This is a genomic window from uncultured Aquitalea sp. (assembly GCF_945957525.1).
GTDB lineage: Bacteria > Pseudomonadota > Gammaproteobacteria > Burkholderiales > Chromobacteriaceae > Aquitalea.
In genome coordinates, this window is the sequence record NZ_CAMFLA010000005.1 from 1 (window position 1) to 13,329 (window position 13,329).

Annotated in this window: 10 protein-coding genes and 2 riboswitches; of the genes, 8 read left to right on the top strand and 2 right to left on the bottom strand. The window is 62.4% G+C overall.

Annotated elements, in window-relative coordinates; genetic code table 11:
• Nucleotides 1–375: 375 nt before the first annotated feature.
• Nucleotides 376–465, top strand: a riboswitch (glycine riboswitch).
• 9 nt (nucleotides 466–474) lie between these two features.
• Nucleotides 475–581: riboswitch (glycine riboswitch) on the top strand.
• A 39-nt stretch (nucleotides 582–620) separates the two neighbouring features.
• The 8 genes from gcvT (at nucleotide 621) to Q0P52_RS06030 (ending at nucleotide 11,152) form a co-directional block, all read left to right on the top strand.
• Nucleotides 621–1,709, top strand: a complete 1,089-nt coding sequence (gene gcvT, locus Q0P52_RS05995) for a glycine cleavage system aminomethyltransferase GcvT (protein WP_293760353.1) — start codon at nucleotides 621–623, stop codon at nucleotides 1,707–1,709.
• A gap of 70 nt (nucleotides 1,710–1,779) precedes the next feature.
• Entirely contained in the window at nucleotides 1,780–2,163 is a 384-nt protein-coding gene (gene gcvH / locus Q0P52_RS06000) for a glycine cleavage system protein GcvH (protein ID WP_293760351.1), read from the top strand.
• 85 nt (nucleotides 2,164–2,248) lie between these two features.
• The gene (gcvP, locus tag Q0P52_RS06005) at nucleotides 2,249–5,101 is read left to right on the top strand and encodes an aminomethyl-transferring glycine dehydrogenase (protein WP_293760349.1); all 2,853 of its coding nucleotides are present in this window, start codon (nucleotides 2,249–2,251) and stop codon (nucleotides 5,099–5,101) included.
• A 305-nt stretch (nucleotides 5,102–5,406) separates the two neighbouring features.
• A complete protein-coding gene (locus Q0P52_RS06010) occupies nucleotides 5,407–7,398 on the top strand; it encodes an EAL domain-containing protein (protein ID WP_293760347.1) in 1,992 nt (663 codons plus the stop codon).
• Between the two features lie 127 nt (nucleotides 7,399–7,525).
• On the top strand, nucleotides 7,526–9,112 hold the full coding sequence (locus Q0P52_RS06015) for an ABC transporter substrate-binding protein (RefSeq protein ID WP_293760345.1): 1,587 nt from the start codon (nucleotides 7,526–7,528) through the stop codon (nucleotides 9,110–9,112).
• A gap of 127 nt (nucleotides 9,113–9,239) precedes the next feature.
• A complete protein-coding gene (locus Q0P52_RS06020; protein WP_293760343.1) occupies nucleotides 9,240–9,896 on the top strand; it encodes a TetR/AcrR family transcriptional regulator in 657 nt (218 codons plus the stop codon).
• Nucleotides 9,893–10,285 (top strand): GFA family protein, encoded by a 393-nt coding sequence (locus tag Q0P52_RS06025; protein ID WP_293760341.1) that lies wholly within the window; start codon nucleotides 9,893–9,895, stop codon nucleotides 10,283–10,285. The genes Q0P52_RS06020 and Q0P52_RS06025 overlap by 4 nt, the downstream gene beginning before the upstream one ends.
• A gap of 195 nt (nucleotides 10,286–10,480) precedes the next feature.
• Nucleotides 10,481–11,152, top strand: a complete 672-nt coding sequence (locus Q0P52_RS06030) for a TetR/AcrR family transcriptional regulator (RefSeq protein WP_293760339.1) — start codon at nucleotides 10,481–10,483, stop codon at nucleotides 11,150–11,152.
• Between the two features lie 52 nt (nucleotides 11,153–11,204).
• Here the strand turns inward: Q0P52_RS06030 and Q0P52_RS06035 are convergent, their stop codons facing one another.
• Entirely contained in the window at nucleotides 11,205–12,614 is a 1,410-nt protein-coding gene (locus Q0P52_RS06035; protein ID WP_293760337.1) for a sensor histidine kinase, read from the bottom strand.
• Entirely contained in the window at nucleotides 12,611–13,279 is a 669-nt protein-coding gene (locus tag Q0P52_RS06040; protein ID WP_293760335.1) for a response regulator, read from the bottom strand. Before Q0P52_RS06040 ends, Q0P52_RS06035 begins: the two co-directional genes overlap by 4 nt.
• Nucleotides 13,280–13,329 lie beyond the last annotated feature (50 nt).

Consider the following 13,329-nt stretch of genomic DNA (forward strand, 5'->3'; position numbering starts at 1 on the left):
CACGGAGAAAACCGGCATCGAGTGGTATTGATGCGGTAGTGAGCGACCTGTCCAGCGGGACGGGTTGCGCAGTGTGAATGGCAAGGGCCGCCCTAGGGCGGCCCTTGTGCTGTCTGAAAACGACCGGAATTCAAGTTGCGGCGTCAGAATTATCCAGTGCGTGGATCAGTCACTGCGTGTCGGATGTTGGCCGAAGGCTGGCGTTATCGGGAGAGCAGTTTTAAGCAAGCTGATAAAACTGGCTGAAATTGTGAGAAATTGGTGACGATGCGAATAAAATAATGCGCGAAATTTTTCATTTGAAAACAAAAGCCTGATTGTCTTTGCTTGAAGATATTCTGGGCTTGCCTTTGCCGGGGTCAACTACGATAATCCGCCCATCGTGCAGGAGAGAGCGGCCCCGAGCCGCCGCCGAAGGCGCAAGCGCACCCGCAATCGCTCAGGCAAAAGGACTGCATCATCGGATAGTCATATCTGCTTTACTCTGGAGAGCGGCGCCCTGTGAGGCGCCCACCGAAGGGGCTAACGGCGGCCAACAGTGCCCGCCGGAAAATCTCAGGTGTCAGGACAGAGGGGTGTTGTACCAGCGGTAAACCACCCTTAAATCCAAGGACGCACTGATGACGGCCCCGAAACGCACCCCCCTGTTCGACGCCCATATCGCCTCCGGCGCCAAGATGGTCGACTTTGCCGGCTGGGAAATGCCTATCCACTATGGCTCCCAACTGAAAGAGCACGAGATCGTCCGCAGCGATGCCGGCATGTTCGACGTGTCCCACATGACCGTCATCGACATCACCGGCGCCGACGCCAAGTCCTGGTTGCGCCAGCTGATCGCCAACGATGTGGCCAAGCTGGGCTTCGAGGGCAAGGCGCTGTACTCCGGCATGCTGACCGAAAACGGCACCGTGGTGGATGACTTGATCGTCTACCTCACCGCCTGGGGCTACCGCATGGTGGTCAACGCCGGCACTACCGATAAAGATCTGGCCTGGATGGACGCGCACAAGGCTGGTTTTGACGTCAGCCTGAACGTGCGTCGCGATCTGGCCATGCTGGCCGTGCAAGGTCCTAGCGCCATCGACAAGGTCTGTGCCGTGAAGCCCGCGCTGGCGGACGCCATCCGCGCGCTCAAGGTGTTCCAGGGTTTGCCGAACGACGAATGGTTCTACGCCCGTACCGGCTACACCGGCGAAGACGGCTTGGAAATCATGATTCCCGCCGCCGAGGCCATTACCTTTTTCAATCAGCTCAAGGACGCCGGCGTAGCGCCGATCGGCCTGGGCGCGCGCGACACCCTGCGCCTGGAAGCCGGCATGAACCTGTACGGCCACGACATGGACGAAACCGTGTCGCCGCTGCAGGCCGGCATGGGTTGGACCATTGCCTGGGAACCCGCCGACCGCAACTTCATCGGCCGCAAGGCGCTGGAAGCGCAAAAAGCCGCCGGCGTGCCCATGAAGCAAGTGGGTCTGGTGCTGGAAGGCCGCGGCGTGCTGCGCGAAGGCCAGACTGTGGTAGTGGAAGGCCACGGCGAAGGCATCATCACCAGCGGTACCTTCTCGCCGACCCTGAAACACTCCATCGCCATTGCCCGCGTGCCGGCCTCGACCGGCGACAACGCGCAAGTGGATTTGCGTGGTACGCTCACGCCTGTCCGCGTGGTGAAAATGCCGTTCGTCCGCAATGGCAAAAAAGTATTCGACTGATCAAACGGCTGGATCGCGCCGTCGGTCGGCCTCCTTATCTGAATCTGAATAATCGACTGGAGAAGCATCAATGAGCATTCCTGCAGACCTGAAATATGTTGCCAGCCACGAATGGCTGCGTCTGGAAGCCGACGGCAGCGTCACCGTGGGCATTACCGAGCACGCTCAAGAGCTGCTGGGTGACATCGTGTTTGTTGAGCTGCCGAAAGTGGGCGCCGTACTGGCCGCCGACGAGCAGGCCGGCGTGGTGGAATCGGTCAAGGCCGCTTCCGACGTGTATTCGCCGATCGCCGGCGAAGTGCTGGAAGTGAACAGCGAGCTGGAAGCCGCCCCCGAGTTGGCCAACAGCGAGCCCTACGCCGCCGGCTGGTTCTTCAAGATCAAGCCGGCCAACGCTGCCGATCTGGACAGCCTGATGGATGCCGCTGCTTACGCCAAGGAAATCGGCGCCTGAGCCAGACAAGTGAAAAGCCCTGCGATGCGACGCCATCCGGGGCTTTTTTTCTTTCAGGACCGCCACCCACCACCGGACACAAGACATGACGCTTTCCGCACTTTTCAATCGCAATGAATTCCTGGCTCGCCATATCGGGCCGTCCGACGCAGAACGTCAGGAAATGCTGGCCGCCATCGGCGCCGCCTCTCTGGACGATCTGGTTGCCCAGACCCTGCCGGCCAATATCCGCCTGAATCGCCCGCTGGACCTGCCGGCCCCTGAGCCGGAAGCCGAGGCGCTGGCATCCCTCAAGGCCATCGCCGGCAAGAATGTCGTCAACAAATCCTTCATCGGCCTGGGTTACGCCCCGGTGCTGACGCCCACCGTCATCCTGCGCAATGTGCTGGAGAACCCGGGCTGGTACACCGCCTACACCCCTTACCAGGCCGAAATTGCCCAGGGCCGCCTGGAAGCCTTGCTCAACTACCAGCAAATGGTGATGGACCTGACCGGTCTGGAGCTGGCCAACGCCTCGCTGCTGGACGAAGCCACCGCCGCCGCCGAAGCCATGGCCATGGCGCGCCGCGTTTCCAAGAGCAAGTCCGAGCAGTTCTTTGTCGACAGCCGCGTACTGCCGCAAACGCTGGATGTGATGAAAACCCGCGCCAAGTACTTTGGTTTCGAGCTGGTCTCCGGCCACCCGGAAGAGGCCGGCAACGGCGACTATTTTGGCGCGCTGTTCCAGTACCCGGGCGAGGCGGGCGACCTGATCGACCTGACGCCGTACATCGCCGCCGTCAAGGCCAAGGGCACCGTGGCCGTGGTGGCCGCCGACATCATGTCGCTGGTGGCGCTTAAGTCGCCGGCGGAGATGGGCGCCGACGTGGCCATTGGCAACACCCAGCGCTTTGGCGTGCCGATGGGCTACGGCGGCCCGCACGCCGCTTACTTTGCCTTCAAGGACGACATGAAGCGCTCTGCGCCGGGCCGCATCATCGGCGTGTCGGTGGACGCCAAGGGCAAAACCGCGCTGCGCATGGCGCTGCAGACCCGCGAACAGCATATCCGTCGCGAGAAAGCCAACTCCAACATCTGTACCAGCCAAGTGCTGCTGGCCAATATCGCCGGCATGTACGCTGTTTATCACGGCCCGGAAGGCGTCAAGCGCATCGCTGCCCGCATCCACCGTTTGGCCGCCATCTTTGCCCACGCTGTCAAGAGCGCCGGCGGCAAGCTGGTATTCGACCGTTTCTTCGATACCGTGCAAGTGGAGCTGGCCAACGCCGATGCTGTTTATGCGGCCGCGCTGCAGGCCGGCTACAACCTGCGCCGCGCTTCGGCCAACGTATTGGGCGTGGCTTTCCACGAAGCAGCCAGCGAAGCCGACCTCGCCGCGCTGATCAAGCTGTTTACCGGCAAGGATGCTGATCTGGCCGCGCTGGACGCCGCTGCCGCCGACGCCATTCCGGCCAGCCTCAAGCGCGAATCCGCGTTCTTCAGCCATCCGGTGTTCAACAGCCACCACAGCGAGCATGAGATGCTGCGCTACCTGAAGAAGCTGGAAAACCGCGATCTGGCGATGAATCACTCCATGATCAGCCTGGGCAGCTGCACCATGAAGCTGAACGCCACCAGCGAGATGATTCCCATCACCTGGCCGGAATTCGCCAATATGCACCCCTTCGCCCCGCGCGATCAGGCTGCCGGTTATCTGGAACTGATCGCCGGCCTGGAAGCGCAGCTGCGCGCCATCACCGGCTTCGACATCATCTCCATGCAGCCCAACTCCGGCGCGCAGGGCGAGTACGCTGGCCTGCTGGCCATCAGCCGCTATCATGAGTCGCGTGGTGAGGCCCATCGCAATATCTGTCTGATTCCGCAATCCGCCCACGGCACCAACCCCGCCACGGCGCAGATGATGAACATGCAGGTGGTGGTGGTGAAGTGCGACGAGTCCGGCAATGTTGACGTTGCCGACCTCAAGGCCCGCGCCGAGCAGCATTCGGCCAACCTCGCCGCGCTGATGATTACCTATCCGTCCACCCACGGCGTGTTCGAGCAGCCCATCCGTGAAATCTGCGAGATCATTCACAGCCACGGCGGCCAGGTGTACATGGACGGCGCCAACCTCAATGCCCAAGTGGGCCTGTGCCGTCCGGCCGATATCGGCGCGGACGTGTCGCACATGAACTTGCACAAAACCTTCTGCATCCCGCACGGCGGCGGCGGCCCGGGCATGGGCCCGATCGGCCTGAAGGCGCATCTGGCGCCCTTCATCGCCAACCATGTGGTGGCAGAGGTGCCTGGCGCGCAAGACGGCATGACCGCCGTTTCCGCCGCGCCGTTCGGTTCCGCCTCCATCCTGCCGATTTCCTACATGTACATCCGCATGATGGGCGCGGAGGGCATGAAGCAGGCCACTGAAAACGCACTGCTTTCGGCCAACTACATGGCGCGCAAGCTGGGCGAGCATTTCCCGGTGCTGTATACCGGCGCCAATGGCCGTGTGGCTCACGAGTGCATCATTGACTTGCGCCCGCTCAAGGCCGCCAGCGGCGTGACCGAGGTGGACGTGGCCAAGCGCCTGATGGACTACGGCTTCCACGCGCCGACCATGAGCTTCCCGGTGCCGGGCACGCTGATGATCGAACCGACCGAGTCCGAGCCCAAGGGCGAGCTGGATCGTTTCATCGCCGCCATGACCGCCATCCGTCAGGAAATCGACAAGGTGCAGAACGGCGTCTGGCCGGCGGACAACAATCCGCTGCGCAACGCGCCGCACAGCAAGGCCGACATCGCCGGCGACTGGGATCGCCCATACAGCCGCGAAGAAGGCCTGTTCCCGCTGCCTTATGTGTTTGAAAACAAGTTCTGGCCCAGCGTGAACCGCATCGACGACGTGTACGGCGACCGCAATCTGGTGTGCAGCTGCCCCAGCACCGACAGCTATCTGTAATCTAGCCGCGCTGCCGTGCTACAGTGCGCGGCGGTGGTATTTCGCCACCCCCTTGCCCATTGCGGCGAGGGGGTTTTGTTTTATGTCATGGTAATGAATCCTGGCATGTTGTCTTATGAGCCCATGCAACTCATATAATGGATGTGTTCTTTATTTGGTTTAAAAAAATGCATAAATTATGTGGCTATTTGTTACAATTCGCGACTGCTTGCCTCTGGCCGCGATGAGGCGATGCGCTGCCGCCAGCCGCGCGTTTCCAGCCGTGTCAGGGGGAATCACTGTTTTCTTCATTCTTGAAAGACTGTATGCCACGCAGCGTGTCGGCTACCGCCGAACCTGATTTTTCGCTTCTCGAACGCTTGAGCCATGCTGTCTGGGTGTTCGACATAGACGCCGGTCGGGTGCGCTGGGCCAATCGCGAGGCATTGCTGCTGTGGCGGGCCGAGTCGCTGGAGGATTTGCGGCAGCGGGATATGGCGACCGACATGTCCGAGTCGGTCGCCCGGCGCTTGCGCCAGTATCAGGCGGACTTCGAGCGCTACGACAGTCGTTTTTCCGAATCCTGGACCCTGTACCCGCAAGGCAGCCCCCGTACCATGCTGGTGGAATTCAGCGGCATTCGGGTGGCGGGGCGCATGATGATGCTGTGCGAGTGTCAGGGGCAGTTGCAGCTGGACGCCGACACGCTGATGCGCGCGGAGGGGCTGCTGCATACCTCCGCCATGATCAGCATGTACGGCGAAGACGGCATGCCCTTGTATCGCAATCCGGCGGCGCGGGAAAAAGTGCTCGATCCTTCGGCCGGCTGGCGCGAGCGACTGCTGGACCCGCAGGACGCGGCGCGGCTGGAAGCGCAACTGGATCAGGACGGGCAGGGACGTCTTGTGGCCCGCGTGCTCACCCGCAAGGGCGAGCGCTGGCATGAACTGGCGGCGCGTCGTTGCCGCGACGCCGTATCCGGCAAGTCCAGCCTGCTGTTCAGCGAGATGGATATCAGCGAGCTGAAGGAGGCGGAGGCGAGGGCGCATTACCTAGCCAACCACGATACGCTTACCGGGCTGCCCAACCGCCATTACGTGATGCAGGCGTTTCAGGCGCTGCTGACCAGGGCTGCTGCGCAGGGCTTGCCCACAGCTTTGTTGTTTGTCGATCTGGACCGGTTCAAGTACGTGAATGATTCGCTGGGGCACTCCTTCGGCGATCAGTTGCTGGTGCAAATGAGCGAGCGCCTCAAGGGGCTGGTGGGCGCGCGTGCCCATCTGGCGCGCTTGGGCGGCGACGAGTTTCTGCTCTTGTTGGCCGAAGACGAGGCTGAAAGCGCCGCCCGCGCATTGGCGCTGGCGATCCGCGAGGCGGTGGCGCGTCCGGTACGGCTGGGCGGCATGGAAGTGCAGGTGACGGCCTCGGTCGGCATCAGCCTGGGGCGCGACGGCGAACAGGATATCCAGACGCGCATGCGCCATGCGGATCTGGCGATGTACGCCGCCAAGGACGCCGGCCGCGACGACGTGATGTGCTACACCCCGGAAATGGGCGAGCGCGCCCGCGCGCGCCTGTCGCTGGAGAACGAAATCCGTCGTGGACTGGAGAACGGTGAGTTCCTGCCGTATTACCAGCCGCAGGTGGATTGCGGCAGCGGCCGCATCGTCGGTGCGGAGGCGCTGGTGCGCTGGCAGCACCCGGAGCGCGGCTTGTTGCTGCCCGGCGCTTTCATTTCCGTGTGCGAGGAAAGCGGCTTGATCCGCGAGCTGGACTTGCGGATTTTCCGCGAGGCCGCTCATCAGCTGGCGGACTGGCGCGCGCGCGGCTGGGCGCTGACGGTGTCGGTCAATTTGTCTGCCCGCCAGTTCACCCATCCCAGCCTGCTGCCCGATTTGTGCGAGATCCTTCGGCAAACAGGCTGCAAGGCGGACTGGATCGAGCTGGAAATCACCGAATCCCTGTTGCTGGGCCGCGATCAGGCTACCTTGCAAACCCTGACCGCGCTGCGCGAAGCCGGTTTTGCCATCGCCATCGACGATTTCGGCACCGGCTACAGCAATTTGGGCTATTTGCAGCAATATCCGCTGACCACGCTCAAGATCGACCGCTCCTTCATCAGCCGCTTGCCGGAAGATGCCGCCATCGCCGAATTGGTGATCACCTTGTGCCGATTGCTCAAACTCAGCATCGTGGCCGAAGGGGTGGAGCGGCAGGCCCAGCTGGACTGGTTGCGCGGCATGCAGTGTGAGCAGTATCAGGGCTTTCTGTGCAGCCCTGCCTTGCCGGTGAAGCACTTCGAGGAGCTGCTGGACTGAGACGAGGGGACTGGCGTCCTGAATAAGGATATGCGAAATTCATCATTTGATTTTCCGGCGTGTTCGCTTACCCTGTCTCGCATCCGGGGCCCCGAAACGACATCGGCCCCTCCCCGAGGAGAAGATCATGATGACCCGATATGGCGCCCTGGCGCTGCTCGTCTGTTCCCCGCTGGCGTTGGCCGCCGGCAAACCCCTGACTGTTTGCACCGACGCCAATCCGGAAGGCTTCGACGTTGTGCAATACAACTCGCTGGTCACCACCAATGCTTCGGCCGACGTACTGATGAACCGTCTGGTGGAGTATGACGCCCAGGCGCACAAACTTGTCCCGGGCCTGGCCGCCAGCTGGCAGGTCAGTGCCGACGGCCTGAATTACACCTTCAAGTTGCGTCCCGGCGTGACTTTCCACACTACCGATTATTTCAAGCCGGGCCGCAAGCTCAACGCCGATGACGTAGTGTTCACTTTCCAGCGCATGCTGGATCCGGAACACCCCTGGTACAAGACTGCCCCCAACGGCTATCCGCATGCGCAGTCCATGCAGTTTCCCAAGTTGATCAAGGCGGTGTCCAAGGTGGATGATCTGACCGTCCGCTTTGAGCTCAACTACCCGGAAGCCACCTTCCTGTCCTCGTTGAGCATGGGTTTCGCCTCCATTTACTCCGCTGAGTACGCCGCGCAGTTGCAAGCGGCCGGCAAACAGGCCGACCTCAACAGCAAGCCGGTGGGTACCGGCCCCTTCGTGCTCAAGAGCTTCCAGAAGGACAGCGTGGTGCGCTATGTGGCCAACCCCGCTTACTGGGGCGCCAAGCCCAAGGTGCCGGCGCTGGTGTACGCCATCACGCCGGACGCCTCGGTACGGGTGCAAAAACTCAAGGCCGGCGAGTGCCAGCTGGCCCTGTCCGCCAAGCCGCAGGACGTGCTTGCGGTGAAGGGCGACAGCGCGGTGAAAGTGCTGGAAACCCCGGCCTTCATGACCGCCTTTGTCGGCATCAACAGTCAGAAGAAGCCGTTCGACAACGCCCTGGTGCGCCAGGCAATCAATCTGGCCTTTGATCGCGCCACTTATCTCAAAACGGTGTTCGACGGAACCGCTACCGCCGCTACGCTGCCGTACCCGCCCAACACCTGGAGCTACAACAAAGCGGTGAAGCCCTATTCGCTGGATGTGGCCAAGGCGAAAAAACTGCTGGCGCAAGCGGGCTACCCCAATGGTTTTGATACCACGGTCTGGGTGCGTTCCAGCAGCAGCACGCTGAACCCCAACCCCAAGGCGGGCGCGGAGTTGCTGCAGGCCGATCTGGCCAAGGTAGGTATCCGCGCGCAAATCCGCGTGCTGGAGTGGGGTGAGTTGATCAAACGCGGCAAGGCTGGCGAACATGACTTGCTGTTCATGGGCTGGGCCGGCGACAACGGCGATCCGGACAACTTCCTTACGCCGCAATTCTCCTGCGCGGCGGTGCAGTCCGGCACCAACTTCTCCCGCTACTGCGATCCGAAACTCGACAAGCTGATTGCCGATGGCAAGAAAACCAGCGATTTCGCCGTGCGCACCAAGCTGTACTTGCAAGCGCAGAAGCTGATCAGCGACCAGGCGGTCTGGCTGCCGCTGGCGCATCCCACCGCTTACGCTCTGACGCGCAAGGAAGTGAGCGGTTTTGCCGTCAACCCGTTTGGCCGGGTCAACTTCAACAGCGTCGCCGTGCAGTAAGGCAGCTCGCTGGATTCGGCAAAAAAGGCAGCGTTTTGCTGCCTTTTTGCTTTGTCTTGATCAGAGTGGATGACGCTGGCGGGCGATGGCGGTAAAGTGCCGACTGGCCAATCAGGAGTCAAAAGAGATGAGCGCCAAGGAAGGCAGAAGCCAGACCTTCAACCGTATCGTGGAAGCCAGCCTCAACCTGTTCAACCAGCAGGGCGAGCGGGTGATCACCACCAACCACATCGCCCGTTACATGAACATCAGCACGGGCAATCTCTACTACCACTTCCGCAGCAAGGAAGAGATCATCAACGAATTGCACCGACGCTATGCCAAGGGCATGGCGGAGTGCCTGAATGCCGCTGGGGAGCTCAGTGCCTCGATTGACGGCATGGTGGCGGTGATGGAAAAAACCCTGCGCCATCTGTGGCAGTTCCGCTTCCTGCAGCAGGGCATTCCCAGCATGTTTCCGGTGAACAAGGCCTTGGAAGAAAACCACCGCGACTTCACCCATTTCCAGGTGGCCAACGGCGTGCAGAAGCTGTTCATGCGCCTGCGCGAGCAGGAAATGCTGGAGGGCGATGATGAGCAGATCAATTTCCTTGCCAAGCACTTCTTGCTGATCCAGTGGGGCTGGATCGTCCGTCCGGATATCACCGACTGTCCGCAAGAAGACCGCAGCATCGTGCGCGAAGGTTGCCGCAGCCTGCTGCATTTCCTCTCGCCCTATGTCAGCCCGCGCTTTCGCGCGCCGTTCCAGCGCACGCTGGCTTCGCTGGAGCTGCAACCGGCATGAGCCAATACCACGTCCGCTGCGAATGCGGCGGCGTCAGCCTGACGATTCACGGCCAGCCCTTGCGGGTGTCGGTCTGTCACTGTCTGGCTTGCCGGCGCCGCACCGGCAGCGTGATGAGCGTGCAGGCGCGTTTTCTTGCGGCCGATCTCCAGCTGCAAGGCGAAACGCGCGAATACACCCGGCTGGCAGATAGCGGCAACGCCATCCGCCAGCTATTCTGCTCCCGCTGCGCGGGCATCATCTGTTACTACAACAGCGCCTTGCCGACGCTGGCCATCGTGCCGGCCGGCATGTTGGCCGAAGCGCTACCGCCGCCCGATGTGTCCGTCTACGAGTGCCGCAAGGCCGGCTGGCTCAGCCTCTGCGGCGACATGCAGCATCTGGACTAAGAACGGCTAAGCAACCCCTTGCTGCTGTGTTGCGCCTTCTTGCCGTGGTACTGATTTTTGTCAGCCGTCCCAAGCCTTCGGCTCGCCATCACCCGGGCAGCGACATCCAGCACTTGCTTTTTATCGTCCAGTCGCGCGGCATGGCGGCTTGGCGTATCATCCGGTGTGGCTGCACGCTCCGAGAATAAAAAGCACATGCAAATCCAGACTGAATCCAAACCAGCACGAAGAACCCAGCAAAGCCGCCGAGACAGCACTATCGGCAAACTGGTGGAGGCCGCCATCGAATGCCTGATGGAGTTCGGCTACCACGGTACCAGCGTACAAATCATTTGCAGCCGGGCCGGCATGTCGCAGGGGGCCTTGTTCCGGCATTTCGCCACCAAAAACGAACTGATGATGCCGGTAGCGCGCAAAGTGGTGGACGACATCTTTGCCGACGGCGCGGCGCTGGCCGACAGTTTGCCGAAGGACATGCCTGACGCAGAGCGCATGGTGGCGCTGATGAAGGCGCTGGTGCTGGCGCCGCGCCATGTGGTGTTGATGGAACTCTTGATGGCCGCGCGAACCACGGAAGACCTGCGGCTGTTGTTGTGCAAGCCCTCGGAGAATTATTTCCGCGACCGCTTCGTGGCCATGATGGCCGGCTGCTTTCCGCGCTACGCGGTGCATAGCGGCTTCTTTGCCACCTTGCTCACCATGATGACCACCTTCCACGGCATTGCGTTGTATCGCAGCGTGCACATGAACGAAGTAGGTGAGTCCATGCGCGAGCAGTGGCTGCTGAGCGCCTTGCGCGGCGAGCTGGAGGCCATTCGCGCCCAGGGTGGCGACGCCGACAATCCGCTGTATCGCCTGCCTTTCTGAAACGATTCCAAACCCGAACCTGCTTTGTACTCGCCGCCTGACCGGCGGCGGGCTAGCCCCCGGTAGGGGGGAACATCACCCGCACTGTCAGGCCGCCGCCTCGGGTTGGCCGAAGCGACACTTCCGCGCCATGCAGCCGCGCAATCTCGCGCACAATGGCTAAGCCCAGCCCGGTGCCGGCCACGGTATTGCCGCGTAAGCGGTAGAAGCGCTGGAATACTTTTTCCCGCTCTTCTGGCGGAATGCCCGGGCCGTTGTCTTCCACCTCCAACCAGGGGCAGTCGTCGCATCCCACTCGCACCGTGACTTGAGCGCCGTCGCGCCCGCCGGCGTAACGGATGGCGTTGTCCACAAGATTGCCCGCCAGCTCCTGCAGCAGCATGGGATGCCCTTCGATCAGGCAGGGTGCGGCGGCGGTACTGTCGTCAAAACCCAGATCCACTTGCCGTTGATGCGCCACCACCGCCCATTCCAGTGCGCCGTCGCGCGCCAGCGCCGGCAGGTCGACGCTTTCCAGCGTGACCGAGTGCCCGCTGTCCGGCTCCAGTCGCGAAAGCGACAGTAATTGTTCCACGCCGTGGGAGGCCTGTTTCAGCGTGGCTAGTGCCAGCGACTGCTGCTTGCGGCGCTGTGCCGGGTCGGTTTCGCGCTGGGCCAGCTCCAGTTGGGCCTGCATCACCGCCAGCGGTGTTTTCAATTGATGCGCGGCGTCGGCGAAGAAGCGCCGCCTCGCAGCCAGCATGCGCTGCAGGCGGCTGGTGTATTGATTGAAGCCCGCCACCAGCGGACGGATTTCGCGCGGCAGCGCGCCGGCGTCCAGTGGGGAGAGGTCGTCTTCGCCGCGTTCCGCCATCCGTTGCGACAGGCCGTGCAGCGGCCGCAGGGCGAAGGTGATGCCGACCAGTACGATGGCGAGCATGCACGCCACCAGCAAGCCCTCCTGCCGCAAGGCGCCCAGCAGGATGCCCTGGGCCAGTTGATGACGCGATTCCGGCGTTTCCGCCACCAGCACCCACACGCGGGCCGAGCCCAGCGTGAGAATGTCGCGCGCCAGGCAGGGCAGGGCCACCAGCCGCAGGGCTTCATCGCGGTAGCGGATATCGTAGAAGCGGGCTTGCGGTTTGGCCGGCCAGTCGGCGTTTGGCAGCGGCAAGTCTTCGTAACCGGTCAGTTGCTTGCCGTCCGCCTGCAGCACGCGGTAAAACACTCGGCCATTGGCGTTGCTCTCGAACATCTCCAAGGCAAAGTAAGGGATATCCACCTCCACGCCGCCCTGCCGCAGTGTGACGCCCTCGGCGATGGCGCGCGCAGAGGTGGCCAGCATGCGGTCGAAGGCGGCGTCTGCGGCCTGTCTTGCCCGGTGATAGGTGAGCCAGGCATCCAGCGCCAGCAGACTGAGCAGTGGCGCCAGCAGCCAGATCACCAGCCGGCGTCGCAGGCTGCTGGACCGCAGTGCGCTCACTCGCCGGCCTCCAGCAGATAGCCCAGCCCGCGAAGGGTGACGATGGCTACCGGGCTGCCGGCCAGTTTCTTGCGCAGCCGGTGCACGTAGATTTCGATGGCGTCAGCGCTGCCGCTTTCATTGAGGCCCATGATTTTCTCCATCAGCATGTCCTTGCTGATGGCGCGACCACTGCGCAGGATGAGGATTTCCAGCACGGCGTGTTCGCGCGGCGTCAGTGCCAGCGTCTTGCCGGCCAGGGTGAACTGGCGGGCCAGAGAGTCGTAGGCGAGCTGGCCGCACTGTACCTGTGCCTGTTCTTGTCCTTGGCTGCGACGGATCAGCGCGCGCACGCGGGCTTCCAGTTCCGCCAGTTCGAAAGGCTTGGCCAGATAGTCGTCTGCGCCCAGATCCAGCCCCTTTACACGGTCTTCCACCGAACCGTGAGCGGTGAGAATCAGCACCGGTACCCGGTTGCGGCGAGCGCGCAGGCGGCGCAGCACTTCCCAGCCGTCCAGCCGCGGCAGCGCCAGGTCCAGAATCACCAGCGCGTAATCCTGGGTGCGCAGCACATGGTCGGCGGCCGCGCCGTCCAGCATCGCGTCGGGGGTGAAACCGGCCTGACGCAGGGCATGGGACAGCGAGTCGGCGAGGGCCGGATTGTCTTCCACCAGAAGGATGCGCATGGTAACTGAAAGCGAGTTGAAAGCTTCACTCTTTACCATGCCTCGCATAC

Excerpts from the sequence above, each read along its gene's own strand:
- gcvT (WP_293760353.1), top strand. The coding sequence starts at position 621 with ATGACGGCCCCGAAACGCACCCCCCTGTTCGACGCCCATATCGCCTCC.
- gcvH (WP_293760351.1), top strand. The coding sequence starts at position 1,780 with ATGAGCATTCCTGCAGACCTGAAATATGTTGCCAGCCACGAATGGCTG.
- gcvP (WP_293760349.1), top strand. The coding sequence starts at position 2,249 with ATGACGCTTTCCGCACTTTTCAATCGCAATGAATTCCTGGCTCGCCAT.
- Q0P52_RS06010 (WP_293760347.1), top strand. The coding sequence starts at position 5,407 with ATGCCACGCAGCGTGTCGGCTACCGCCGAACCTGATTTTTCGCTTCTC.
- Q0P52_RS06015 (WP_293760345.1), top strand. The coding sequence starts at position 7,526 with ATGATGACCCGATATGGCGCCCTGGCGCTGCTCGTCTGTTCCCCGCTG.
- Q0P52_RS06020 (WP_293760343.1), top strand. The coding sequence starts at position 9,240 with ATGAGCGCCAAGGAAGGCAGAAGCCAGACCTTCAACCGTATCGTGGAA.
- Q0P52_RS06025 (WP_293760341.1), top strand. The coding sequence starts at position 9,893 with ATGAGCCAATACCACGTCCGCTGCGAATGCGGCGGCGTCAGCCTGACG.
- Q0P52_RS06030 (WP_293760339.1), top strand. The coding sequence starts at position 10,481 with ATGCAAATCCAGACTGAATCCAAACCAGCACGAAGAACCCAGCAAAGC.
- Q0P52_RS06040 (WP_293760335.1), bottom strand. The coding sequence starts at position 13,279 with ATGCGCATCCTTCTGGTGGAAGACAATCCGGCCCTCGCCGACTCGCTG.